Source organism: Granulicatella sp. WM01 (genome assembly GCF_004570605.1).
Taxonomy (GTDB): domain Bacteria; phylum Bacillota; class Bacilli; order Lactobacillales; family Aerococcaceae; genus WM01.
In genome coordinates this window covers 1-26,748 of record NZ_SPPB01000022.1, presented here as the reverse complement: position 1 = coordinate 26,748, position 26,748 = coordinate 1, and the positions used below count along the sequence as shown (strand labels likewise).

Sequence of the window (26,748 nt, the reverse complement as noted above, 5' to 3'; positions counted from 1 at the left end):
TGAAATAGTATAGCCCTCGTTTAATAATATTTCAATTTGACTTCTTTCTTTATCACTTAAGTGTTTATAGTGTCGTTTTGTGGTATAATGTACTTCAGACATGAAAATCTTCCTATCTATTTGGTTTGGCAACTTTAGTATAGCTGATTTTCATGTTTTTTTGTTTATTTTTATTTGTTGCACTTCATTTTACAACACGGGATTTTTTTACTATACATAAAAACAGAAAGAAATCGTTTGTCATCATTTCTTTCTGTTTATTTTTGTTAAAATAATTGAAATAGGCTTTGCATGATAATAGAAAGCACACTTACACTTATCCAGCAAAGTAAGCCTAAAAGCAAGGAAGATTTTCCTGTCTTAATAAGGTGAATAACATTTGTATTAAAGCCAATCCCTGCCATTGCCATGACAATAAAAAACTTACTAGCTTCTTTTAAGTATGAAAATATAGATTTAATCATAACTTGAACATCAAAGCTTAATGGTAAACTGGTCAATACACTTGTGAGTAAAGAGGCACACACAAAGTAAATGATAAATTTTGGAAATAATTGAGAAAGACGATGATTTGTTTTTGTCTGTTGTGTTTTATTATGATAAATAGCTAAACCTAAAGTAATTGGGATAATGGCTAATGTGCGTGTGAGTTTAACGACTGTTGCATAATCTAGCACACGTGTACCTGTGTCATGTGAAATATCCCATAAACTTGCCACAGCAGTGACAGAAGAGGTATCATTGACAGCCGTTCCAGCAAACAAGGCAAAACCGTCATTAGAAAAGCCTAGCCATTCTCCAATTTGTGGAAAGATAAAAACCGCTAAAATATTAAATAGGAAAATAACAGAAATAGCTTGAGCAACTTCTTCATCTTCAGCTTTAATAACAGGGGCAGTTGCAGCAATGGCAGATCCTCCACAAATAGACGTTCCAACACCAATGAGAGTAGCTATTTTTGTAGGAATGCGTAAGCATTTAGCACAAATATATGCACACAATAAAGCACCTAAAATGGTTGTTATGATAATTGGAAAAGCACTTATGCCTACTTTTACTACAGTTTGAATAGTTAAGCCAAATCCGAGTAAAATGACGGCTAGCTGTAGCACTTTTTTTGTGGAAAAGGTAATGCCGTATTTAAGTAAAGAGGTATCTTTAATAATATAATGGAGCACCATTCCGATAAGGATAGCAAAAACAGGAGCACCAATTAAGGAGAATAGGTTTCCTAAGAACCATGCTCCAGTTGCTATGGCTGCACAAAATAGTATGCCGTAAAGTTTTTTCATAGTAAATCATCTTCTTTCATTTTAGTATGAGGCTATAACTGATGAATATAACGCTTTGGAGAGTAAGGTTCTAAATCTAATGTTACGGATTGTCCATTGATGAGTTGACTAAGCAGATAGGCAATATATGGTCCAGAGGTTAAACCAGAGGCTCCTAAACCGCTCGCAACATAAACATGAGGCAAAGTTGGCACAAGACCAAAAAAAGGTGTGTAATCGCTAGTGTAGGCACGTGTTCCCACACGTATATCAGTCATATCAATGTGCTGTAATTCAGGTAACCAAATGCTTGCTTCCTGTTTCATACGCTCTAAAACATCTAAATCGACTGTTAAATCAAAGCCCATATCATCTTCGTGTGTAGCACCAATGACCCATTTGCCATGTTTAAATGGAAGTAAATCAATTTCACTTTGTGGCATAATAACAGGATATGTATCTGTTTGTGTATTGGAGAGTTGAGCTGCAAATAATTGGCCTTTTTGTGCTCTAACGTCTACCTCAAATCCTAGAGGGTGGAGAAGGTGAGGTAACCATGCTCCAACGGCTAACAGAATGGTGTCATATTTGTGCATAATGTCTAATAATGCAACACGTTGCTCAAATAATGAGAAATTAAATTGAGCAGATGCTTGACGTAAGACTTTAATAAATTGTCTGCCGTCTATAAGTGCTCCACCTGAGGCAAAAAGTGCTTGGCTAGATACATGTAATTCTGGTATGAGAGCATTTAGTTGAGGAATATCTAATTGTTTAAGTGTTCCAATCATGGCATCATCTTGTAATCTTGTCTGAGCTAATTGTGTGATTTTTTGTAATAATTTTTCAGATTTTTTAAATACCAATGTTCCGTTTTGTTGATAGAAATCTGTAGATAGACCAAGTTGAGTTAAGTCTTTGAGCAAGGTTTGGTAAAATGCTGCTCCATTTGCAGTAAGGCGATACCAAACTTTATTACGACGTTGAGATAGCCATGGACTAATAATTCCAGCTGCTGCCTTAGTTGCTTGTCCAGTGCTTTCGTCATATAAATGAACAGTATGTCCATTTTTTGCTAAATAAAATGCAGCAGTAGAGCCGACAATGCCTCCACCGATAATTGCAATATGTTTCATCGTGTTCTCCTTATTTTAAAAGTAAGTATTGAGTGGGTTATCCAATTTACAATTTAGTAAAGTCATTAGTTTTAAACGTGCTTTTTGTCCACTTAAACCAGTTGTAAAAATGATACCCGCCTCTTTTAATTGTTTTCCACCACCTAAATAGTCATAGACATCTTGAGTGACTCCGTTGAAAGCACGTGAAACCAACACAATAGGAATATGGTTTGCCAGTAATTTATGTAGAGCATCTAATGTGCGTGGGGGAAGATTGCCCGCCCCTAGAGCTTCGATAACTAAACCGTCTGTATTTTCAGGTGTCATGGCTTGCAATAAGAAATCGTCCATTCCCGCGTAGGCTTTAATTAAGTGAATTTTTTGTTTACTTAAATAAGGCATAGAAAAATGTTCTTGGTGAATAAGTGCTTGGAAATAAAGAACATTATTTTTAGAAATCAGCCCTAAAGGTCCAAATGTTGGTGTTTGGAATGTCGCTAAATTTGTTGTATGTGTTTTAGTCACATATTTTGCTGCATGAATTTCATCATTCATGACCACTAGAACACCTTTTCCATAACTTGCTGGATGAATAGCCACTAAAATGGCATTTTGTAAATTAATCAATCCGTCAGAACCTAATTCATTACTGGAACGCATTGCACCAGTCAAAACAATTGGAATAGTAGGTGGTAGTGTTAAGTCTAAGAAATAGGCTGTTTCCTCTAAAGTATCTGTTCCATGTGTGATAACTACAGCTTCAAATCCGTCTAATATAGCACGTTCAATGCGCATTTTCAAAGCAAACATTTCAACTTGTGTCATGTGAGGAGACGGCAAATGTAAAAAGTCCTCCTGCTCAACGATAGCTTGTGTGCTTAATACTTGCGTGTGTGTCAATAGGGGATTTTGTGATGTTGGGGACACTCGACCTGTTGTGTGATCCTCGCTCATCGAAATAGTACCACCTGTGTGTAAAATGAGTAATTTTTTCATCATAGTATGTTCTCCATAACTGTAATTTACTGTTATTATAACACAAAAGCCCATTAAAGATTAACATCAGACATATAGAGCTATAAAAATAGGTGATACATGGAGTAGACGTATAAATAGTAATGAGATAAATTAGTGGAATAGTTTAACTAATGGATGATTTAGTAAAGAATGATGAGTCATCTATGTATGTGAAAAAGGGATACTGTGTACATACGCATATCATATCCAAAAATCGTATGAATGGGTTTAGGTGTATTAAAGAGGATAAATAGATAAACTAAAAAATATAGTCATGATAATGAGAAGATAAATAGTGCTAATGATGTCATATATGTGCTAATTAATGATAGTATAAGATTAATGCTTGTTAAAGTAAATAAAAGGGGGTATACTATGATAAAGTACAGAGAAGATAGGCAATGACTACGAGGGTATGTGGCAGATTGGGTTAATTGAATATATAATCATTGAACATTTTTTTACGAAAATAAATATGCTAGGAGGTTAATATGTTAGAAGTTAGTCAGTTAAGCAAATCGTTTGGAACATTTAAAGCGTTAGATAATATGAGTTTTTGTATTAAGCCTGGAATGATTTTAGGTTTAATTGGTAAAAATGGTGCTGGAAAATCAACCACTTTCCGATTGATATTGGATTTTATAACAGCGGATACAGGAGAAGTTTTATGGAATGGTCAACCATTGACTAAAGACCAATACAATGAGATTGGCTATTTACCAGAAGAACGTGGATTATCTTTGAAGAAAACTGTTGAAGAGCAAATCATGTATTTTGCTGCATTAAAAGGAAAACGCAAACAAGATATTTCGTTAGATATTGATGAATGGATGGCACGCTTTGAAGTAAAAGGAAAACGAAAAGATAAAATTAAAACATTGTCTAAAGGGAATCAACAAAAAGTACAAATTATTACCACTTTAATTCACAAGCCTAAATTAGTCATTTTAGATGAACCATTTAGTGGATTAGATCCGGTAAATACAACTATTTTGAAACACGCTATTTTATCTTTAAAAGAGCAAGGTGCGTGTGTTATTTTTTCAAGTCACAATATGGAAAATGTGGAAGAGTTATGTGATGAGCTTATTATGCTTAACAATGGAAAAATTGTGTTAAATGGTAAGGTACAAGAGATTAAGGAACAGTTTGGGAGAAAAACTATCTTTTTAGAATCTAAGCATACAATTGAAGAATTACAGCATATTCAAGGCGTCACAAAGATTGTGCCTGCCAAACACAGTGGATTAAACATAACACTTGAAGATGAACAAGCAGGAAAGCGTGTATTTGATTATGTCACTAAAGATGGATATATTCATACGTTTAGTCAGCACCCATTAACATTAGAAGACATTTTTAAATTGAAAGCGGTGAATGAAAATGAGTAAATTTAGTGTCATTTGGAAAGAAACCTATAAACAACAAATCAAGTCTATCCCCTTTATTGTGATGGTCATTGCACCAATCATTATGATTGGAATTGTAAGTCTTATTAATGGTGTCATTAATCATGAAGTTAAAGAGGCTCAAGTGAGAAAAATTGGTGTTGTGACAACAGATTTATCTGTATTAGAACATTTGAAGAACGAAGCACCTACTTTTGAGTTTGAACATTTGACTCAAGAACAGGCTATTGAACAACTTAGTCGAGATGATATTGATGGGTATTTAACGTTAAATCGTCAAGTAAACGGAGGCATTGAAGCTGTATTAAATAAAAAGGCAACGAGTCGAGATACGATTACAACTCCTATTTCAGACGTTTTGACCAATCTTAGAGTGGCAGAAAAATCTGTTGAATTAGGTATTCCACTAGAAAATGTGAAACTCTTGAATAGCGTTAAAGTAAACATTTCTTTAGTGAAATTAAATGAGTCAAGTTTGAAAGATGGAAAGGCTATTAGTGATGCCGAACAAGATGCTAAAGATTTTTTACGTCAAAATATTGCTATGGTGTCTGTTGTTGTAGTGTATATTTTCTTAGTGATGTATGGCAATGTAATAGGCCAAGAGATTGCTACAGAAAAAGGCACACGTATTATGGAAGTTGTATTATCTAGTACAGATGCAAAAACGCACTTTTTAGGTAAAATAACAGGTGTTAGTCTAGCCATATTAACACAAGTAGGTGTGTATGCTATTCTTGGAATAGGCTATTTAGTGATAAATTGGCATAATATGTCATTGTCATTGACGCAAATTTGGGAATTGGCAGGACCTATGATGATATACACCATTCTTTTTATTATTTTAGGATGTTTTCTATATATTATTTTATCGGCTCTCCTTGCGTCTACGGTTTCTAAAATTGAAGACGTACAAAAAGCGTTGGCACCAATCATACTATTTGATGCTATAGGCTTTTATATTGGACTATTTGCTTGGCAAATGCCAAATAATATAGTGGTTAAAATTGCCTCATGGTTCCCACTATTTACACCAATGATTATGCCATTTAGAGTGGCAACAGATACGATAAGCACGCTTGAATTATGGAGTGCTATTGTGTTGATGGTTATTTTCTCAGCTTTCGTATTTTATATCTCTATTCAATTTTACAAGTCCACTGTTCTTGTCTACTCAGATAGAGGAATTTTACAAGTGTTTAGACAATCATTACGTTTTATGAAATCAGAGAGAAAAATAAAATAGAGGACTAGCGTGTGGGAATTCTACACGCTTTTTTGAGTAAGTGTATAGACAAATTTATTGACCATTAGTTAGGTGTGTGATAGTGTAATTGTATACAAGATATGTGATTCATAAAAAAAGCTAAGAAAATGTATAAAAAGAAAAAATGCTGTATTCGAGTTTGAGCATTAGGAAAGAAATGAGGTAATCCATGATTGAGTTTAAACAAGTTAGTAAGATGTACCAAGATAAAAGAGTGATTTCGGGGCATCATTTTACAATAAGAGCTGGGGAGTTCTTTATACTTGTTGGGGCTAGTGGGTGTGGAAAAACGACGACATTAAAAATGATAAATCGCTTAATTGAGCCAGATGAGGGGGAGATTTATTTAGAAGATAAACCTTTAAAAGCGTATCTTTTGCGTGAATTACGTCTAAATATAGGGTATGTATTGCAGCAAATTGCTCTTTTTCCGAATTTAACAGTAGGAGAGAATATTGCACTTATCCCAGAAATGAAAAAATGGCATAAACATGATATTGTTAAGCGTACAGAGGAACTGTTACATTTGGTAGGCTTATCAGCTGAAACATATATGAACCGGTATCCAAGCGAATTGTCAGGTGGGGAACAGCAAAGAATTGGCATTTTAAGAGCAATTATTGGAAATCCTAAAGTGTTGCTTTTAGATGAGCCATTTAGTGCATTAGATCCTATTTCTCGTAGACAGTTACAACAACTTATCAAAAAACTTCAACAAGAGTTGAAAATGACAATGGTGTTTGTGACACATGATATGGAGGAAGCCGTTAAACTGGGGGATCGCATTTGTATTATGAACCAAGGAGAAGTGGTACAAATTGGCAGTCCACAAGAGATTAAAGACAATCCAGCAAATCAATTTGTAGCAGACTTGTTTACATTAAAACGATAGGAGAAAGGGAGCATGAGTGACTTAATACAAACGTTTATGGAAAGAAAAGAAGATTGGTTAAAGGCTTTGTTAGAGCATGTACACATTTCTTTTTTAGCATTAGTCATTTCAATTATTCTTGCATTTCCTTTAGCTATTTTCATTGCTAAAAAGCGTAAATTATCAGAAATTATTCTTCAAATTACAGGAATTATGCAAACTATACCGTCACTAGCTATACTTGGATTATTAATTCCATTTTTAGGCATTGGAAAATTTTCTGCCATCGTGACGTTGATTGTTTATGCCCTTTTTCCTATTTTACAAAATACGGTAACAGGATTTAATGAAATTGATCCTTCATTGCAAGAAGCAGCCACAGCTTTTGGCATGAGTAAGTGGGAGAAGTTAAAGAAATTTGAATTTGCTTTAGCACTCCCTGTGATTATGTCAGGTATTCGTACAGCATCTGTTCTTATTATTGGAACAGCTACGTTAGCCGCATTAATTGGAGCAGGAGGTCTAGGCTCGTTTATTCTTCTAGGAATTGATAGAAATAATGGAGCATTAATTTTTATAGGTGCTACTAGTTCAGCTTTGTTAGCTGTTTTGTTTAATATGATTATCGGATTTATTGAACGCTTCAACATGAAAACATTACTCATCTCATTTACTGGCATAGCTCTATTAGGCATAATGTCTGTTTTGCCTATGTCAATGATGCAACCTAACACATTAGTTATTGCAGGGAAATTGGGAGCGGAACCTGAAATATTAATCAACATGTATAAGGAACTTATCGAAGCAGAAACAGCTATTAAGGTGGAACTTAAAGTTAATTTTGGAAAAACGAGCTTTTTATATGAAGCCTTAAAAAATGGGAAAATTGATGTCTATCCAGAATTTTCTGGAACAATTACAAGTTCATTATTGGCTACACACCCTAAAGTGTCAAATAATCCTAGAGAAGTGTATGAAACAGCTAAAAATGGTATTTATGAACAAGATAAATTAGTATTCTTATCCCCTATGGCTTATCAAAACACGTATGCGATTGCTATTCCACTTGATTATGCCAAAGAGAATGGTATAGACAGTATATCTGATTTAAGCCGAGTTGAACAGAGTGCAATTGCTGGATTTAGTTTAGAATTTAATGATAGAGAAGACGGAAATCTTGGGTTGAAAAAAGTATATGGGTTAACTTTAAATGTAAGAACCATAGAGCCATCATTGCGTTATAAAGGCATTCAAAGTGGAGAAATACAAATTGTTGATGCGTATTCAACTGATAGCCAGATAAGAGAATACAATCTTAAAGTATTAGAAGACGATAAGCATCTTTTCCCCCCTTATCAAGTAGCACCACTTATGCGTGAAGATGTGTTAAAAAAATATCCAGAGATAAAACCTATTCTTGAAAAACTAGCAAATAAGATTACTGTTGACGAAATGATTGATATGAACTATCAAGTCAATGTGCTAAACAAAAAATCTTCTGATGTTGCAAGAGGGTATTTACAAAAAAATGGTTTATTAAAATAGCTTGTCATCATATCAAATTGTTGAAAGCAAATAAAACCATTTAGTGAACACAAAAATAAACTGCTCTATATCAAATGGACTGACTAAAAAAGTGTGAACACATTCTAATTGATAAGCCATAAATAGACGTTATATATAGAAAGCATGGATTGATGTTTGAAATGAATAAGGTGACAATGATTGGATTTTAATAAGGTTGAGAACTAGGCATATAATCTAGTTCTCAACCTATTTGACATAGAACCATATTTTACAAGTTATTTTTTATTAAAATTTTTATTGTTTTTTTGTTTATAAATCCTTTAGCATCAAGGTTTTTTACCATGTTAAATGACTTGTTTTTCCATGAGAGTTATTTCTATATAGTATTTAAATTAAAACTCCAAATAAACTTCCTAACAAAAAATTTTTTTCATTACAATCACCATTAATATCCTCTACACAATACGTCTGAATGGTCTATTACAACACCTAGACATGTAAACGAATCATAAGACGTAAGTTCTAAAACACCAGTATATCTTTACAAGCTGTTTATAGCTTTAGATAACCATTTACCACCATTATGTCCTGTAGCTGATATAACTATACTATTAAATAATATAAATTGAGCAACCAAATAACAAAGAAAATACTAAAAATTAATTTTGATTTTAATATTTTTTTTAAATTAATAAAAAATATTATCGTATATAAAGAAAACAATATTATAAACATAATTAATCACACCAATCAAGGAATTCTTCTTATGATAGCCTGATTTAATGAATCAATATTATCAATAGGAAAAGCTTCAGTTAAAGTAATTCTAACTCCTCCTTTATTAGAACCAACATCAAACCATTTTCTCATGAATCCAGCACCCTCGTTAAAACGACCAGACATGAAAGTTCCTCCAACAGCTCCAATTAACGCTCCCCAAGGACCTCCTCCATACAAAAATCCATTTACAGCGCCACCAGCGGTAAGAAGCAGAGCACAATGCCCAAAATATGTTCTTAAATTTTCAATTCCTTGTCTATTAAAAGCAAGAGTGTTAACTCCACCCCATACAAATTTTTCACTAAATCCAGACATATTTATAAATCTAAAAGGGGATATTTCTCCATAAGTAACAACTTTCTCTGCACCATCATACTTTTCAACCAATTCAAAATATTTCTCTTTTGTTACTTCACTTTCACTAGATAAAATTTTCAATTCTTCTTCAAACTTCAAGTATAAATCATTTTTACTAACAGTTACTTTTTCATTGACAGAATTATAAATATCACTACGAAAATTCTCTATTTTTTCCTCTGCATAAACTTCAACTCTAGGAAAAACAGAAAAAACAATTCCACTCAAAGATAAACCAACTAAACCACCAATAACACATTTTTTTAGTTTTTTATTCATAAAAAACCCACTCCTTTGTAAATAATAAAAAACAAATTTTTAATTAAAATTAAATGTACATTGGTATCACTTTCTTTCTTGAAATATTGATATAACCTAATGAAAGCGTACCACAAAATAAATATAAAAAACAGTCTTACATTACATTTTTTTCTATGTTATAATAATGTTTATGTGATTGAGTTTTTAACTAACAAAAAATAAAAACAGCAAATAAATTGCTGTCAGATTGTTGACAATATAATAGAAAAAATCACATCACATTTTTAAAATAGTAGTGTTTAAAAGAAAGACGTTTACTTTTGATAAAAAAGAAATGTTAAAAGGCAGAAAAAAGAATGTTTCAATGATGTATCGGCATATCATTTTAGTTTTTTATGACCATATTTGATAAAAATGTCAAGGGAGAGGGAGATCATGTATACAATTATAAAATCACGTATAAAGAAATTTAGTTTGTTAACAATTTTGATTATCACTGGACAATTATTATTAATTTATGCAGCTACTCTTAACGCGTTAGTGTTGAATGAATTAATTGCGATGAATTTAGACAAATTTTTGATAATATCAATCTATCAAATGTGCGTTTGGTGTGGGATAATATTCATTGATTGGGTAGTAAAAAATTATCAAGTTGAAGTTATTCAAGAGTTTGACATAGAGATTCGAGATAGGATTGCTACAGATATTTCCAATTCTACCTATCAAGAGTTTCATAGCAAATCCTCTGGGACCTATCTTTCGTGGTTAAACAATGATATTCAGACTTTAAATAAACAGGCTTTTGAACAGCTATTTCTAGTAATAAAGGGAATCTCTGGAACCGTTTTTGCAGTTGTCACCCTTAGCCATTATCATTGGTCGTTAACTCTAGCTACATTTGTTTCGCTAATAATTATGTTAATTATCCCGAAAATATTTTCAGTAAAAATGCGAGAGGTTAGTCTAAATTTAACTAATCAGAATGAAGCATTTTTAAAGTCTAGTGAGACAGTATTAAACGGTTTTGACGTATTGGCATCGTTGAACCTGTTACATGTATTGCCTTGTAAAATTAAAGAAGCAGGGATTCTATTAAAGAAAGTGATTCAAAAAAAGACCACTGTGGAGACATTTGCAGGTTCAATTAGTTTCTTTCTTAATATTTTTTTCAGATTTCTTTAGTTTTTTTTACAGGATATCTCGCAATCAAAGGAATAGTGAAAATTGGTACTATAGAAGCTATCGGGGCACTTACAGGGGTAATATTTACATCCTTAGGTGAATTAGGAGGGCAATTAGCATCGATAATCGGTACTAAACCAATTTTTTCAAAATTAGGTTCAATAGATATAGATCAGGTAGAAGCACATAGGACAGATGACATTCAAAACAGTAAACCAAATGTAGCTTTCCCATTATATGAAGCTAAAAATGTTTGCTATAAGTATGGAGATAAAGAGGTACTGAAAAATTTAAATTTTTGTTTTCAACATAATAAGAAGTATTTAATCTTGGGTGAAAGTGGGAGTGGTAAATCCACGTTATTGAAACTATTGAATGGTTTTTTGCGGGACTATACTGGAGAGTTGCGATTTTGTGGGGAAGATATAAAAGTCTCTTCCTATTCAAATGTAGTTTCTAATGTCCTATATCTAGATCAGAAAGCTTATTTATTTGATGGAACAATTAGAGATAATATTTTATTAGAAGAAGAATTTACTGATGAAGAGATTTTACAGTCTCTAGAACAAGTGGGTTTGAGTGCAAAAGATTTTCCTAGGAACTTCTTAGATTACTATGTCGGTGATGATGGGAGATTACTTTCAGGAGGACAAAAGCAAAGGATTACTTTGGCTAGGGGACTAATTAGACATAAAAAGATAATATTAATTGATGAGGGAACGTCCTCTATTGATAAGAAAACGTCTTTAGAAATTGAACGGAAAATATTAGAAAAAGAGGATTTAACAGTCATTATGATAACTCATGCTCCACATCCTGAATTGGAACACTATTTTGATAAAATATACCATTTTCCCGAAGATTTGATGTAACATTGAAAAATACTCAAGTGACAAAAGTGCATTTTGAAGAGTAAAAAACGCAAATGAAAACATGCTATATGTTAAACAATGGCTTTAAATTAAGGGAGAAAAGACCTTTGTTTAAAGCCATTGTAGCTTATTTGAGTACACCCAAAAAATCGTACTGATGTTCATTTTTATTCATCAATACGATTTTATATGTCAAAACATGTTTAGATATTAAGCATGTTTTCTTTTAATTCACTTTGTAAGAGGAGATAATCTCATGATGAATATGAGGTGTTCCTATAACTAATGATGTGGGTTCCCATAATGGTAATGGAGATCCGTCTGCTGTAGAGTACACAATACCTAATTCATCAGCGATAACTAAACCTGCTAAAAAATCCCAAGGTCTTAATTTTGCTGAAATATACGCATGGTAATGGTTATTAAAAATAGCAAGCATGGAATGGGAAGCTGATCCTATCATGCGAATCCCTTGCGCGTTTGTCATGACGTGACGATAGGGAGAAGAGTGCTCTTGAACAATAAAACATGACGATAAACTAATAAGGCTATGCTTTAAATCTAAATCATCAGGTTTGTTTAGTTTGTGATTGTTACAATAAGCACCTTGTCCTTTAATCGCATAATATAATGTATCGTTCATGACATCAAAAATATACCCTAATTGTCCAACGCCATCAATATACAGAGCAATCATGATGGCGAAGTTTTTTTGCTCTTTTACAAAATTTAATGTGCCGTCAATGGGATCGATTATCCACACATACCCTTGATTGTATGCTTTGAAGTGAGAGGCACTTTCTTCACCTAGCACGCTATGGCTAGGATAATGCGTATGAATATAGTGAATAAATTTTTCCTCGATTTCACAATCTATATTTGTCACAATATCTGACAGTGAGGTTTTCGTTGTAACGGAGATGTTTTCTTGCATACAAGATTTAACGAAAGTTCCCATTTGCTGTAACCAAAATACAATATCACCGTGTAATTTTTCTATCATAACATGACTCCATTTTAATTATCTTTTGCTCTGAATTTGCTTGTTTCCAAACAGCGTAGAGCACATAGCCCGAACATTTTTCAAATAAGTGAGCTAGATGTTTTTCTTCACTTTTAGACGGCACAATTTCTTTGAAACGTTTATAAGCATTTAAAAATTCATCTTTTTTCACTCCAGTTTCATACGCTTTTTCAACAGCATTCCATAATGCAATAACATCAATCATTTCTTGTCTTGTCCACGTATAATCTAACGGATATTCATAGTTTTTTGTCATAGCAACTCCTTTAATATAGCATCAACCTTATTTTGTATTATTCTAACAAAAAACAGGAAAATTTTAAAGAACTATTATTGGAAATGAACTGAATAATGCACTATTTATTGAATAGCGTCTATTTATAAAACTTTTTGCCCTATTTTTTGCATTTTATGTTATGATGAATAGGAGAAAAATAAGGAGGCATATATGCAACACATTAAAAAAAATGAAGAATATATTGTTGAGTGTATAGATTTAACTTACGAAGGATTGGGAGTTGCAAAAATTGAAGGTTATCCTATATTCATTGACAATTTTTTACCTACAGAACAAGCACGTATCAAACTTATTAAAGTGAGCAAAACTTACGGAGTAGGTAAAATGATTGAATTATTGATTTCATCTACACAACGTGTTCCAATTTGTGATAAAGTAGGGACTTGGGTAGGCACAATGCCTTTGCAACATTTGGCATATTCAGCACAATTAGAATTTAAACAAAATCAAGTAAAGCATGTGATGCAACATATTGCTAAAATGCCTCATGTTCCTGTAAAAAACACTTTGGCGGCATTAAAAACGACTCAATATAGAAATAAAGCACAAATTCCTGTTCGTGAGATAGACGGACAATTAACAACTGGATTTTTTAGAAAAAATACACATCAACTCATTCCAATAGAGAATTTTGTTATTCAAGATCCTATCATTGATGAAGTTATCTTAATGGTAAGAAACGTGCTAAGACGCTTTAATCTTAGTGCATATAATGAAGAAAAACACACCGGAGATATTCGGCATATTATTGTCCGAAGAGCAAGAGTAAATGGTGAGATTCAAATTGTTTTAGTTACCCGAACTCATAAACCTATTCCTTTTGAAATTGTTCAAGAGATAGTATCACATGATTTTCATATTGTGAGCATTGTGCAAAATATTAATGATGCACGAACTAATGTAATTATGGGAAACAGTACGAAAATACTGTTCAATGAGGATAAAATATACGATTATTTATTGAGATTAAAATTTGGGATTAGCTCTCGTTCATTTTATCAAGTCAATCCAGAACAAACCGAAGTATTATATCAACAAGCTATAGACGCTGCAAATATTCAAAAAAGCGATATTGTCATTGATGCGTATTGTGGAATTGGGACAATAGGTTTATGTGTGGCAAAGCAAGCTAAGCATGTTTATGGGGTTGAAGTAGTGCCGGATGCTATTGTGATGGCAAAAGAAAATGCTATCCTAAATGGTATAACCAATGTTACTTTTGAGGTGGGGCAAGCCGAAGATGTCATGGTAAAATGGGAAAAGAGTGGGATTAAAGCAGATGTGCTAATTGTTGACCCCCCACGAAAAGGGTTAGACAAGCAATTTATCCATGCCGCTCTAGCCATATCCCCAGCAAAAATTGTGTATATTAGCTGCAATCCGGCAACTCTAGCTAGAGATCTCGTATTCTTTGCAGATGGTGGATACTCTGTCCAATTTGTCCAACCTGTCGATTTATTCCCGCAAACAACGCATGTGGAGTGTGTGGTGTTGCTACAACGAAGCAAAGAGTAAAAATCATTTATTTTAAGCACTTTTTCAAACATTTTGTCTTTATTGAAAAGAGTGATTTTGACATAAAAAAGGTTCAAAAAAAGTACATTGATGTGAACGTCTGTTTGGATGTCGACTGCGTAGACAAAAAATAGATACGTCATAAAATATAATAGTTCAGCGAGAACATTTTAATAAGTGTTCTCGCTTTTTTAATTTCAGGAGGAATTCATGCAAAAGAAGGAACAATCAGCACGTCAAATGGTGATGTGTCATCTCGTAGCTATCTTGAGAGTTGATGAAATGGAACAACTAGGTTTAATCCGATTTGATGAATTTGGAAATGTTGGAATATTAGTCTTGGAGGGACAATCATGAAACGTACTACCGCTAATCAATATCAGACATCAGAGCGTTATTACAAACTCCCTAAAATTTTGTTTGAGAGTGAACGTTATAAGGATATGAAACTGGAGGTTAAGGTAGCCTACGCGGTTTTAAAAGACCGGTTAGAATTGTCTTTGAGTAAAGGGCGGATTGATGAGGATGGGGCTATTTACTTGATTTATTCCAATTCAAATCTGATGGCACTTTTAGGCTGTTCAAAGTCAAAATTACTCTCTATCAAGAAAACCTTACGTGAATATGGCTTAATTGATGAAGTCCAACAGTCCTCTAGTGAAAAAGGTCGTATGGCAAAATTTACTTGGGGGAATTAGAACATGAACCTACCCCAGTTTTACATACAGACGGGGCTAGTGTTAAAAAAACACTAGGGAGGTCTCAAAGAAAGACAGGGCCGGTATTAAATTCAGCCCCTAGTGAGACTGAAGGAAGTGAGACTAAATATAGTGAAACTGAAGGGAGTGATTTCCTTTTTTAGGACGAGGAGGAGAGGCAGCTAGTAGATGAAAAACAAGAAGAAAACTTTTCTTCAAAAGTTGATGCCGTGACCAAGTACGATCGAGACTATATTTGGGATTTGGTTCATGACCAGTTAAGACAGACAGGTCTATCTCAGTCGGCTAGTGACTATGCCATGATCTATTTTAGTGACCGTTATCAGTACGCATTGGAACATATGCGATTTGTTCGGTCAGCGGAAGTGATAGCTGAATACGTGTTTAATGGTGTGCTGTCAGAATGGACCAAAGATGATTTGGTGGATACTAGGTGGAATCTATCTGATTTCTATCATCATTTTGATTGTTGAAATCATCCGTGTACCTGAAATGGATGATCATATATAGGTAAGAATTTTACAAGTGTAAGGCTCTTTTTTATTTGGAAAGAGAGGAAAAATGAAATTTTTAGATTTATTTGCTGGGATAGGTGGTTTTAGGCTAGGAATGGAATCACAGGGCCATGAGTGTTTGGGCTTTTGTGAAATTGATAAATTCGCTAGAACATCCTATAAATCCATGTTTAACACAGAAGGAGAAATAGAATACCATGACATTAAAGAGGTGACAGACCATGACTTTAGACAATTTAGAGGGCAAGTGGAGGTTATCTGTGGGGGATTTTCTTGCCAAGCTTTTTCACTCGCAGGAAGACGACTGGGATTTGAAGATACTCGAGGAACTCTCTTTTTTGAGATTGCTCGAGCGGCCAAACAAATCCAACCACGTTTTCTATTTTTGGAAAACGTCAAAGACCTACTCAATCACGACAAGGGACGGACGTTCTCCTGAAACTGGAGCGAGATACTTTTATTGAATTTGAAAATCTTGGCATTGATTTTCTCTTTGTGGATGAGGCTCATCACTTTAAGAATATCCGTTCAATCACTGGACTTGGGAATGTAGCTGGAATCACCAACACAACTTCTAAAAAGAATGTGGATATGGAGATGAAGGTGAGACAAGTTCAGGCAGAGCATGGGGATAGAAATGTCGTTTTTGCGACAGGAACGCCAGTTTCTAACTCCATTAGTGAACTTTTCACTATGATGAATTACATTCAACCTGATGTTTTAGAGCGATACCAGGTATCCAATTTTGATTCACGGGTTGGGGCTTTTGGGAATATCGAAAACTCTATGGAACTAGCCCCGACAGGTGATAAGTACCAATCTAAGAAACTGTTCAAGAAATTTGTCAATCTGCCTGAACTCATGCGAATCTACAAGGAAACAGCAGACATTCAGACCTCAGACATGCTTGATTTACCAGTACCAGAAGCTAAGATTATTGCGGTGGAAAGCGAGTTAACGCAAGCTCAGAAATACTATTTAGAAGAACTGGTAGAGCGTTCAGACGCTATCAAGTCAGGTAGTGTTGATCCAAGTAGAGATAACATGCTTAAGATAACAGGTGAAGCCAGAAAACTAGCTATTGATATGCGGTTGATTGCCCCTGCTTATACCTTAGCGAACAATCAGAAAATCCTTCAAGTGGTCGATAATGTTGAGCGGATTTACCGTGAAGGAGCTGAAGACAAAGCCACTCAGATGATTTTTTCTGATATTGGAACCCCTATCTCAAACTGAAAATGGAGTTGGAAAACGAACTAACAGTGTTAGAAAATCAAAAACGAGCCTTTAACCGTTCAAAAGATGAATATCGTCACACTATTTCCTATTGCGAGAAGCATCTCCCTATCATGGAAATACGGTTGAGCCAATACGGTAAAGATATTGCTCAGTCTCTAGCAACTAAACACCTAGACTTTGTTATGAAGTTTGACAATCAAGCAATGGATAATCGTGCTGAAGCAGGGGATTATCTACGTAAACTCATCACCTATAACCGCTCAGAAACTAAGGAAGTTCGGACTCTGGCCAACTTTAGAGGATTTGATTTGAAAATGACAATACGTGGTCCTAGTGAGCCCTTGCCAGAGACTGTCTCTTTAATGATTGTTGGTGACAACCAACTATACTGTTACCTTAGATTTGAAATCAGACGTAGGAACCATTCAACGAATTAGTAATGCCATTGATCATATTATAGATGATCAAGAAAAGACAGAAGAAATGGTTAAGGACTTGAAAGACAAGCTAACAGTAGCTAAAGTTGAAGTTGAGAAAGTCTTTCCAAAGGAAGAGGAGTACCAGCTTGTAAAGGCCAAGTATGAAGTTTTGGCTCCCTTGGTCGAAAAAGAAGCGGAGATAGAGGAGATAGATGCGGTTTTGGCCAAGTTTAGTGAAATTACAACACCCCAAATGAAGCAACAGATAGCATTTGAGATATAAGATAAAAGACTGACAAATAATTTTGAACGCGGTAAAATAAAGTCAAGAAATCACAAAAGGAGAATAGATCATGGCCCAAACACTTGAAGAAATGCGTTATCAACTTGAAGAATGGTTGACACAAGGCTTTACAAGCCCAGAAGATAGGGCAAACTACCAAACTTTAAAGGAACAGTATGAAGATGAAACTCTTGATTATAGCTTTTCAAAGCGTGAAATCACTGGACAGCTGGAACTCATTATCACAAGTCGTGAGAATGACTTTCCAGAGCTAGATGAGGTGACGAAGGCGGAATACCTTGATTTGGTTGCCCAACTTGATGATTTAGACAAGAGACAGGCTGACTACTATCGCAAGCAATTAGCCTAGAAAGAGGTATAAGATGTTGGAACAAATTATACAAAGCCTTCTGATTATCTTAGCAATAGGACTGATATTGCTTGTCCTTTATCGGATTGTGAAAGTTTCAGGTGTTTTGTTTCTTATCGGACTCATCAGTGGATTAGTCTTTATTGAAATCTATGGAATTTACCTCTTTTTTACAGAAAGATACCTTTATGCAGAAGATTTAGTAGCTAATGGTATTTGGAGTTTTACAGGATTTTTAATTGCTTTGAATCTATTACTAGTTTTTAGCATAATTATGAAGTGGTGGAAAAATAGAATAGGTTAACATGGAGGATTACCAATGGGTAGTCCCTTTTCTTGTGATGAAATTTCCAAGTTAATCTTGTTATGATATGGCTATCACTAATAAAGGAGTAAGCCATGTTAAACAAAGTGAAAGCTCGATTTCTGATTGGAGTTGGAGGTTTAATCACAGTAAGTTTTATGGTCATGATTGGTTATACGATTGGCTCACATTCTATTTCTAGGCAAACTGAAGACCAAATACGAGTAGAAGCCAATAAACTTGTGACAAAGGAAAAGCAGGAGGAAAGAGCGACAGTCCTATCAGATGAGGTTGTCAAAGAATTTTTAACTCAATATTTCACCAAGGTCCAGCTGGGTGAAAATAACGCTCGTATCAAACCCTACATGACGGACTCGGCATTTTCAGAAGAGGAAGCAAATCAGAATAAAGCGATCAATCAAGTTTATAAAGATTATATGCTTGACTACCGATTTGAATCAGCCAGTATCTATGTCAATACAGAAAGCAATGTTGCACTTGCGGAAGTTACCTATCAAGTGACCTATGTATCTGACTTGAGTGAGCAACAACAGCGAACCTCTCAAACAGAAACCAAGACGGTTATGTTATCCTATTCCAAAATTTCCGACAAGCTCCTAGTTAATCAGTTGACCATTTGGAATGGGAAACTGGAGGACATGAAAGAAGCAACAGATGGAGCCAATTCCAACATACAAACGATCCAAGGAACTACAACAAGTGAGAACAACTAGCAGGAGACAGTCTTCTGCTTTTTTGGATAGGGAGACAAGATGACACGAATTAAAGCAGTAAAACAAAAGGCCATTTTAGATATGGCTGAAAGTCTGGGGTATTCCTTCAGACGTTTATCAGAACAAATTTATGAACACCCAGACCATGATTCCTTTCGGATTTTTGCGGATACTAATACTTTCAAATGGTTTTCAAGAGATATACAAGGGGATGTGATAGACTTTGTTCAATTAGTAGCAGGCGTTACTTTCAAAGAGGCTGTATCCTATCTTGAAACTGGGGATTTTGAACAAGCTAAGTTGATAGAAGAAACGTATCAACCGTTTCAATATTATTTGCATGAAGAACCCTTTCAGCAAGCACGTAATTACTTGAAAGATGTCTGTGGCCTAAGTGATCAGACTATTAATACCTTTGGTCGACAAGGGTTGCTTGCTCAAGCTACTTATATATCGGAGCCCGTATTAGTGTTTAAAAGCCTTGACCATAATGGGACCATACAGGCAGCAAGCTTTCAAGGTCTTGTCAAAAATGAAGAAATACACAAATATGGTTATTTGAAGAAAATCATGAAAGGGTCTCATGGCAATGTCGGTATTAGTTTTGATATTGGAAATCCCAAGCGACTCATTTTTTGTGAATCAGTTATCGATATGATGAGTTATTATCAACTTCACCAAAATCAGCTATCAGGTGTTCGCCTGATTTCAATGGAAGGCTTAAACCTTTCAGTGATTGCTTATCAGACTTTGCGTCTAGCAGCAGAGCAACAGGGGAAATTGGCATTTCTAGATACAGTAAAACCAAGCAGACTTAGCCGTTATCTTCAGGCAATACAAGAGACGACAAACTTTTTTTCAAACTCATTCAAACGTTATAACAATGGCTGTTGATAACGATGAAGCAGGAAGAGAATTTTGTCAGAAACTGTCAGATAAAGGAGTTCAGATTTCTCAAGATTTACCACTATTGCAGGGCCTTGAAACAAAGTCAGATTGGAATGATATTGTGAAACGACAAAAGGAATTATCTTTAAGAGATCTTATCCAGTCAGCCCAAACAAAAGTCATTAGAGATCATCCTCCACCTAAACGAGAGCACGCTTTGGAATTGTGATAACAAAATCAAGTCCGCTATCATAATCTAGAAAGTAACAAGGAGGACACCCTATGAGTTTGATTGAACGTCTAGCTGAAAAAGTGGCTAGGCAAGAAGAAAAGGTCTCACGTGAGACGGAGAAACTGGAACACTATCGTGACCAACTACAAACTGCAATGTATAGCACCTTTATCAAACGGCAACAATCTAGTCAGTTGTCATTTCATGAAGCACTAGAGCAAACCTTTGGTAAAGAAACCACACTACACCCAAATTACAGAAATGAGGATATAGAATGAGTAAATCATGGAATTTTGATCAGCCACTAGATGATGTGAAACCAACATCGTCCCATGAAGAACGAGCTAAAATCGCAGCACTTTTCCATAAACAGGATGAAAAGTCAATTGAAGAAGTAGATTATGTGGCTGCTTTTGAACAGCTACAAAAGGAGTCAGAATCTAAAGATGTACAGATGCCTGAATTAAAAGTTAAACAAAATCAGCCGAAGAAGGTAAATATTACAAGTGATTACAAACAGCACTTGGCAGATACCATTGCACAAAACAACAAGGATATTTCCGCCTGTCAGAAGCAAATTGAAGAACTTCATCAATTGATTGATGAAAAGAAAATCCAAAATAAAAAGTTACAGGCTATTTCAGTAGCCATTGATGATTTATAAGTCAGGTAGTCCTATGCGGGCTACCTTTTTACAATTTAAGGAGAAGGTGAAGGTAATGAAATTCTATCAAAAGAAAAAACAGAACCAGGATAAATTTAAACGACTGATTCATCGACTATCAGAGATGTCAGATAGTGAACTAACCAAAGTAGAACAACTCCTAAATGTGGTTTTTGATCCAAGTTTCAAGTCTAGTGAGAGAGTAGAAATATCTCGAAACGATATAACTACTGAGGAACAAAGTCTTGATAAGTCGATTCAGGAAGCGAAAAATAAATTGAATACTGAGCAGTTGGAGAAGCGAATAGAGCAGTTTAAGCAATCGAAGAAACCTAAAAACGGATAATGCACCATATTTAGTGCGTTATCCGTTTTTTATGGTATAATGAAAGCAAATATGAGGAGGTCTTTATCTATGATTGGAGACAATATTAAATCACTACGCCGAACACACGATTTAACACAACCAGAATTTGCGAAAATGGTCGGGATTTCACGCAATAGCCTGAGTCGCTACGAAAATGGAACCAGCACCGTTTCAACAGAACTCATTGACCGCATTTGTCAGAAATTTAACGTTTCTTATGTCGATATTGTAGGAGAGGACAAGATGCTAACACCTGTTGAAGATTACCAACTGACTTTAAAAATAGAAGTGATAAAAGAACGTGGAGCAGCCATTTTATCTCAACTCTATCGATATCAGGATAGTCAAGGTATTGCTTTTGATGATGAAACAAATCCTTGGATTTTGATGAGTGATGATTTGGCTGAATTGATCAATACGAAAATATACCTTGTCGATACTTTCGATGAAATAGAGCGTTACAATGGCTATTTAGACGGTATCGAGCGGATGTTAGACATGGTGCATCATCGGGTGGTGGCTTAATGAGATTGGAAGAATTTAGTGAGGTAGAGTTTCAGAAGGCCTTACAGCGAACCATTCGGGCTTTAACTCGAGGAAAGACGATTCCAGATCAACCGAAAGCCATTTTACTTGGAGGTCAGAGCGGAGCAGGTAAGACAACGATACATCGTATCAAGCAAAAAGAATTTCAAGGCAATATCATTATCATCGATAGTGACAGCTACCGTTCTCAGCATCCCAATTACTTAGCCTTGCAAGAAAAGTATGGCAAAGATAGCGTGGACTATACCAAGGGATTTGCAGGAAAGATGGTAGAACATCTGGTTGATGAACTCAGTAAACGTGGTTATCATTTGTTAATTGAAGGGACTTTGCGTACCACTCAAGTTCCTCGTCAGACTGCTCAATTATTAACTTCTAAAGGTTACCAAGTTTCTTTAGCTATTATTGGTACCAAACCAGAACTGTCCTATCTCAGCACCTTGATTCGTTACGAAGAGCTTTATGCCATCGATCCGACGCAGGCCAGAGCAACACCCAAAGACCACCATGATGGGATTGTAGAGAACTTGGTTGATAACCTAAGAGAGTTAGAAAGAGAGCAACTCTTTGACCAGATTCAGATTTATCAAAGAGATAGGGCTTGTATCTATGATTCTGAAACGGATGAAGGTTCCGCAGCAGAAGTTCTACAAGACTGCCTCTTTGGAAAATGTAGTAAGGTTGAGGAAGAGATGATGAAGTTAGGTCGGGAACGGTTAGTTAAACTGAATAATAAGAATTTGCTGGAGAGTAACTATGGAATTTAAAAAGTTAGTAATTGAAAACTTTCGTAATTTTAGTTCTATTGAAATTGACTTATCAAATAAAAATGTGATATTCGGGATGAACGATTCGGGAAAAACAAATCTTTTATTTGCAATAAGATATTTGTTAGATAGAAGTATCAGAAATAAAGGTTTTATTAAATCAGATTATCATAAACATGATATTAGTAAACCTATAAAAATACAGCTTGAAATTGATTTGTCTGATAGGGAAGAGGATGATGAAGAGTCACTAAAGTCTTCACATTCACGTTTATTAATTTCAACAGTTGCTGGAGCAAGAAAAAATGCAAGTTTAGATACATTCCTCATTTCCTTGGAGGCGATGTATGATGAGAAAGAGTTGTTTGGAAATCCGGTATTAAGTTGGGGATCTACTTTAGATGATTTAGTGGAAGTACCTCAATATGGTACAAGGAGTGATATTGATAAGATTTTCCAAATAGTCTATGTAAATCCTGCGATAGAGTTGGATGCATTTTTTAAGCGAAATAGAAAATTATTGTTCTCAGATGATACTAAAACTGATGAAGATGTAGCACTTGAGAAAGCGATTGAGAGTAGCATTATTGATTTAAATACAAATATTTCTAATCTAAGTTTAATTACTAGTGTTCAGTCACAACTGACAGATGCCTATAAAAGCTATCGTAAAGAAGATTTAGAGATAAAAATCCAATCAGAAATTTCAATTTCGGGTTATTTGGATAATCTTACTCCGTATATAAATTGGAATGGAGACACTCAAAATTATCCAACATCTGGGGATGGACGAAAAAAACTTTTATCATATGCTATTAATCATCTGATTTCAGAAAAACAGTACAGTAGTAAAGTGATAATTTATCTAATAGAGGAACCAGAGAATAGTCTGCACAGATCAGTACAAGTATCACTTTCTAAACAGCTTTTCATTCAGAATATATACGAATACTTCTTCTTAACAACTCATTCAGCAGAAGTGCTTTATGAAATGAATAATACTCAGCTCATAAAGATAACTAATCAACAGGAAGCAACAGGACATTCTTCATACTACAAGGTCCCAAGTGAGTTTTCAAATTTAAAGAAAAAATTAAATATTTCATTAGCGCAGTCTATCTTCTATGATAGAGTTCTTTTGGTTGAAGGTCCGTCAGAATACTACTTATTTTCTTCTATTTTTGAATATATTAGTCCTGATTTTGAAGCAGAAGGAAAATACTTGTTACAAGTTAATGGTATAAATTTTAAACCTTATGCAAAGCTGTATAGAGAATTAGGTATAGAATTTTTTGTGAAGACAGATAATGATTTAAAGGCTAGCAGAGGTGATAAACATGAATTTTCTCCGATAGGGTTCAATCGATGTATTGAGATTCTTGATGACAATATCGTTGCTAAATTAAATAATTATCGTATAGATTTCTCTTCAAAGGAAGAAAGAAATCAGAATATAAAAGCTAAAAAGGAAGAACTGTATACTATGGAATATTCTTTAGTATCTCAATTGAATTCAAAGAGACTATATATATCAGAGATTGATTTAGAAAACGATTTAGCTAAGGTACTGTCCAAAAGTGAGAGAAATGGAATGAATGTATCAGATTTTGTGAATTGGTTACAAAGTAGTAAGCAGTATAATATGTTGGAATATATTGAGGGGGACCTTACTCCAGAAATTGCACACAAAATTGTGAAATCAGAGTATTTTAAAGTTTTAGCGGAGTTTTTAGACTATGAGTGATATTGCTACACGAGATGAAACTATCAAAAAAGAGTTATTAGAGTATCAAGGAAACATTCTAATTTTAGCTAACGCAGGTTCGGGAAAAACAACTTTTTTAGCTGAAAAGCTAAAAAGCGATTCTAAAAAACTAGATAATTATCAAAAACTAGCAGCGATAACTTTCACTCGGAACGCAACTGAAGAAATAAAACAGAAATTAGTTGAAATTCCAGAAAATGTTGTTGTATCTACTATTGATTCATTTTTAGATAATGAGATTATTCTCCCTTTCCTTGATCAAAGGTATAAAGTTGCAACGTCGTTACAGTTTAGTTTTCAGCAAGAATACAAGTTTAATAATTTCGACATTGGACTAAGTCAAATAATGCAAAATGGTATTTTTGCTACTTATGATAATCCGACCGCTCGGCAAGGTAAGAATTTTAAATGTGAAGTTGCTTTAGATATACTAAAAAATATTGTGTCTGCATCAGAGTATCTAAAGTATAAATTCAATTCACTTTATATCGATGAGTTTCAGGATTGTGATCAATCTATGAATGATTTATTCATGTATTTAAAAGATGAACTGGGAATTCGATTATTTATTGTAGGAGATGATAAACAATCAATTTATCAATGGAGAGGGGCTTCGCCTAGATATATTAAAAATTTATGGGAAAACGAAAATGATTTAAAAAAAGAGAGGTTTATTGGTAATTTTAGGAGTTTACCTAAAATTGTAGATTTTTCATTAGCTCTAACTCCAGAAGTAAAAATTGATTCTATTAATGAAACAGGTTCTATTTTATATATAGAGACTAAGCAATTTGCTTTAAAAGAAGATGTTATCAGATCTCTGGTAGATAATGGTGATATAAATTTAGATGAAAAAAATTATTTTTTAATTGGAAACAATCAACATATTGAAGAAACTGTAACACAATTAGGTGGAATATTCCCAAATGAATTTGATTATGTCAGAAAAAATCCTTTTATAGAGTGTACCAATGGTCGTTTTTTACAATCTTTAGCTCAATATTATTTTCTTGAAAGTTTTTCTGAGTATGATGTGTTGAACAATCTTTTTCCTGATTATAATGACGATTTTAGGAAAGGATTATTAAAAAAATTGAAAATCTTGCGTCAAAATCCTGAGCGATTACTTATCGAAGATATAGCGTCATATCTAGGTGTACCCATTACACAATTTGGTGATAAATTAGAAAGTCAAATATTACTTGAAGTTTTAATTGATGTAGAGAATAGAATCTTATTTGATACTAGTTCATTGAAAAATAACTTATTAATGACAACACATAATTCAAAGGGACTAGCTGCAGATACGGTGATAATTTTTGTTGAATATTTGATTGACAGATATAAAAATACATTAAAGTTCGAGGATCATTATGTTGCAATCACTAGAGCAAAATCAAAAATCATTATTATTGATAATCACCCAGCTTATATTAATGAAATAAATAGATTATTAAGCAGTAATAATGGGAAATTTTCTCTTGAGGATTTTATAGAAAGAAGGATATATGAATAGCTTAACTTCTGGTATATTACAATTTGATGTTACAGGAATTTTGGGTTCTGAAATTAATCAGCATATTGAGTTTTATAATGAGGGAGTTGAGGAAAAGCCTATAAGGCAATAAAAATTAACGATGAGAGTACAGTATTATCTATTCTACGAGTATTAAAATCACAATTAGATAGAGAGTATCATTATTTTGATTCAAAGAGATTCTGGAATTTCAATTCTTTAAATGCTGCATATAGCTATGTTGATGGCATAAATAGAGCAAGTAGAGCATTAGTAGGTGTACCTAGTGTCAATCGAAAATGAGAATGTCCCAAAATGTGGGCCACTATAAGTGCAATGATTTTCAAAAAAATCATTGCACTTATAGGGCAAAATAATGTATGCTATTAAAGTATCAAGCAGGCTTGTTGTCTTGATACTCTTCAAGAGTTTTTCCAATACTCTTGAGATAGCGTTTGAAAGATGTCAGTTTCCACGGATGTGATTGTGGTGGAACGTATTGGCGTCTTTCTTTTTTATATTCTCGCCCAAATCAAACACCGCTGAATGCTCTTCATGTGTTAACAAACAACGTGTGGCATAAATGTTGTCAGCGATATTCAAGAAAATATCCCCATTAAATGCTTCAATAACCAACGCTTTTGTGTG

The 26,748-nt window shown here is 34.2% G+C and carries 22 protein-coding genes and 6 pseudogenes; 21 read left to right on the top strand and 7 right to left on the bottom strand.

Annotated features, from left to right (window positions below):
* Positions 1 to 266: 266 nt before the first annotated feature.
* Genes E4T68_RS04410 through E4T68_RS04400 form a run of 3 tightly spaced genes read right to left on the bottom strand, consistent with a single transcriptional unit; the run spans position 267 to position 3,385 of the window.
* Positions 267 to 1,292: a YeiH family protein gene (locus tag E4T68_RS04410; RefSeq protein ID WP_135124508.1), complete on the bottom strand. Its 1,026-nt coding sequence runs from the start codon at positions 1,290 to 1,292 to the stop codon at positions 267 to 269.
* Positions 1,293 to 1,324: 32 nt separating this feature from the next.
* Positions 1,325 to 2,407: an FAD-binding oxidoreductase gene (locus E4T68_RS04405; protein ID WP_135124506.1), complete on the bottom strand. Its 1,083-nt coding sequence runs from the start codon at positions 2,405 to 2,407 to the stop codon at positions 1,325 to 1,327.
* Positions 2,408 to 2,422: 15 nt separating this feature from the next.
* A complete protein-coding gene (locus E4T68_RS04400; RefSeq protein WP_194185084.1) occupies positions 2,423 to 3,385 on the bottom strand; it encodes an asparaginase in 963 nt (320 codons plus the stop codon).
* 512 nt (positions 3,386 to 3,897) lie between these two features.
* Between E4T68_RS04400 and E4T68_RS04395 the strand changes: the two genes are divergently transcribed.
* The 4 genes from E4T68_RS04395 (at position 3,898) to E4T68_RS04380 (ending at position 8,498) form a co-directional block, all read left to right on the top strand.
* Positions 3,898 to 4,797: an ABC transporter ATP-binding protein gene (locus E4T68_RS04395; RefSeq protein ID WP_135124502.1), complete on the top strand. Its 900-nt coding sequence runs from the start codon at positions 3,898 to 3,900 to the stop codon at positions 4,795 to 4,797.
* Positions 4,790 to 6,061 (top strand): ABC transporter permease, encoded by a 1,272-nt coding sequence (locus E4T68_RS04390; protein ID WP_167753811.1) that lies wholly within the window; start codon positions 4,790 to 4,792, stop codon positions 6,059 to 6,061. The genes E4T68_RS04395 and E4T68_RS04390 overlap by 8 nt, the downstream gene beginning before the upstream one ends.
* 190 nt (positions 6,062 to 6,251) lie before the next feature.
* A complete protein-coding gene (locus tag E4T68_RS04385) occupies positions 6,252 to 6,974 on the top strand; it encodes an ABC transporter ATP-binding protein (protein WP_135124498.1) in 723 nt (240 codons plus the stop codon).
* Between the two features lie 12 nt (positions 6,975 to 6,986).
* The gene (locus tag E4T68_RS04380) at positions 6,987 to 8,498 is read left to right on the top strand and encodes an ABC transporter permease/substrate-binding protein (protein ID WP_135124496.1); all 1,512 of its coding nucleotides are present in this window, start codon (positions 6,987 to 6,989) and stop codon (positions 8,496 to 8,498) included.
* Positions 8,499 to 9,230: 732 nt separating this feature from the next.
* Here the strand turns inward: E4T68_RS04380 and E4T68_RS04375 are convergent.
* Positions 9,231 to 9,896, bottom strand: coding sequence for a hypothetical protein (locus tag E4T68_RS04375; RefSeq protein WP_135124494.1), 666 nt, complete (start codon positions 9,894 to 9,896; stop codon positions 9,231 to 9,233).
* A 417-nt stretch (positions 9,897 to 10,313) separates the two neighbouring features.
* Between E4T68_RS04375 and E4T68_RS09525 the strand changes: the two are divergent.
* Positions 10,314 to 11,935, top strand: a pseudogene (locus E4T68_RS09525) (ATP-binding cassette domain-containing protein).
* Between the two features lie 226 nt (positions 11,936 to 12,161).
* Here the strand turns inward: E4T68_RS09525 and E4T68_RS04365 are convergent.
* Entirely contained in the window at positions 12,162 to 12,938 is a 777-nt protein-coding gene (locus tag E4T68_RS04365; RefSeq protein ID WP_135124492.1) for an inositol monophosphatase family protein, read from the bottom strand.
* Entirely contained in the window at positions 12,916 to 13,215 is a 300-nt protein-coding gene (locus E4T68_RS04360; RefSeq protein ID WP_135124490.1) for a UPF0223 family protein, read from the bottom strand. Before E4T68_RS04360 ends, E4T68_RS04365 begins: the two co-directional genes overlap by 23 nt.
* A 192-nt stretch (positions 13,216 to 13,407) precedes the next feature.
* On the opposite strand from E4T68_RS04360, the gene rlmD reads away from it, so the two are divergent.
* From rlmD to E4T68_RS04275, 16 genes and pseudogenes are all read left to right on the top strand, one after another.
* Positions 13,408 to 14,772, top strand: coding sequence for a 23S rRNA (uracil(1939)-C(5))-methyltransferase RlmD (rlmD, locus tag E4T68_RS04355; RefSeq protein WP_135124488.1), 1,365 nt, complete (start codon positions 13,408 to 13,410; stop codon positions 14,770 to 14,772).
* A gap of 210 nt (positions 14,773 to 14,982) precedes the next feature.
* Entirely contained in the window at positions 14,983 to 15,129 is a 147-nt protein-coding gene (locus E4T68_RS04350) for a hypothetical protein (RefSeq protein WP_135124486.1), read from the top strand.
* Positions 15,126 to 15,904 (top strand): annotated as a pseudogene (locus E4T68_RS04345) (replication initiator protein A); the annotation flags it as partial. The gene E4T68_RS04350 and the pseudogene E4T68_RS04345, both read left to right, overlap by 4 nt.
* A gap of 148 nt (positions 15,905 to 16,052) precedes the next feature.
* A pseudogene (locus E4T68_RS04335) lies at positions 16,053 to 16,442 on the top strand (DNA cytosine methyltransferase); the annotation flags it as partial.
* Positions 16,439 to 17,947: pseudogene (locus tag E4T68_RS04330) on the top strand (SNF2-related protein); the annotation flags it as partial. The pseudogenes E4T68_RS04335 and E4T68_RS04330, both read left to right, overlap by 4 nt.
* Before the next feature lie 70 nt (positions 17,948 to 18,017).
* Entirely contained in the window at positions 18,018 to 18,317 is a 300-nt protein-coding gene (locus E4T68_RS04325) for a DUF5962 family protein (RefSeq protein ID WP_135124481.1), read from the top strand.
* Between the two features lie 13 nt (positions 18,318 to 18,330).
* Positions 18,331 to 18,621 (top strand): DUF5966 family protein, encoded by a 291-nt coding sequence (locus E4T68_RS04320; RefSeq protein WP_135124479.1) that lies wholly within the window; start codon positions 18,331 to 18,333, stop codon positions 18,619 to 18,621.
* Between the two features lie 95 nt (positions 18,622 to 18,716).
* Positions 18,717 to 19,355, top strand: a complete 639-nt coding sequence (locus E4T68_RS04315; RefSeq protein ID WP_135124477.1) for a peptidylprolyl isomerase — start codon at positions 18,717 to 18,719, stop codon at positions 19,353 to 19,355.
* A gap of 39 nt (positions 19,356 to 19,394) precedes the next feature.
* Positions 19,395 to 20,472: pseudogene (locus tag E4T68_RS04310) on the top strand (toprim domain-containing protein).
* Between the two features lie 53 nt (positions 20,473 to 20,525).
* Positions 20,526 to 20,753 carry a DUF5965 family protein gene (locus tag E4T68_RS04305; protein ID WP_135124475.1) on the top strand — a complete coding sequence of 76 codons (228 nt, stop codon included), beginning with the start codon at positions 20,526 to 20,528 and terminating at the stop codon, positions 20,751 to 20,753.
* Positions 20,750 to 21,139, top strand: coding sequence for a DUF5945 family protein (locus E4T68_RS04300; protein WP_135124473.1), 390 nt, complete (start codon positions 20,750 to 20,752; stop codon positions 21,137 to 21,139). The genes E4T68_RS04305 and E4T68_RS04300 overlap by 4 nt, the downstream gene beginning before the upstream one ends.
* A 55-nt stretch (positions 21,140 to 21,194) precedes the next feature.
* Positions 21,195 to 21,485: a hypothetical protein gene (locus tag E4T68_RS04295; RefSeq protein WP_167753809.1), complete on the top strand. Its 291-nt coding sequence runs from the start codon at positions 21,195 to 21,197 to the stop codon at positions 21,483 to 21,485.
* Positions 21,486 to 21,554: 69 nt separating this feature from the next.
* Complete coding sequence (pezA, locus tag E4T68_RS04290) at positions 21,555 to 22,031, top strand: type II toxin-antitoxin system antitoxin PezA (RefSeq protein ID WP_024415699.1); 477 nt, start codon at positions 21,555 to 21,557, stop codon at positions 22,029 to 22,031.
* On the top strand, positions 22,031 to 22,819 hold the full coding sequence (gene pezT / locus E4T68_RS04285; protein ID WP_135124469.1) for a type II toxin-antitoxin system toxin PezT: 789 nt from the start codon (positions 22,031 to 22,033) through the stop codon (positions 22,817 to 22,819). Before pezA ends, pezT begins: the two co-directional genes overlap by 1 nt.
* Positions 22,809 to 24,563: an ATP-dependent endonuclease gene (locus tag E4T68_RS04280; RefSeq protein WP_135124467.1), complete on the top strand. Its 1,755-nt coding sequence runs from the start codon at positions 22,809 to 22,811 to the stop codon at positions 24,561 to 24,563. The genes pezT and E4T68_RS04280 overlap by 11 nt, the downstream gene beginning before the upstream one ends.
* Entirely contained in the window at positions 24,556 to 26,100 is a 1,545-nt protein-coding gene (locus E4T68_RS04275; protein WP_135124466.1) for a UvrD-helicase domain-containing protein, read from the top strand. The genes E4T68_RS04280 and E4T68_RS04275 overlap by 8 nt, the downstream gene beginning before the upstream one ends.
* A gap of 394 nt (positions 26,101 to 26,494) precedes the next feature.
* Here E4T68_RS04275 and E4T68_RS04265 read toward each other — a convergent pair.
* Positions 26,495 to 26,748 (bottom strand): annotated as a pseudogene (locus E4T68_RS04265) (ISNCY family transposase); the annotation flags it as partial.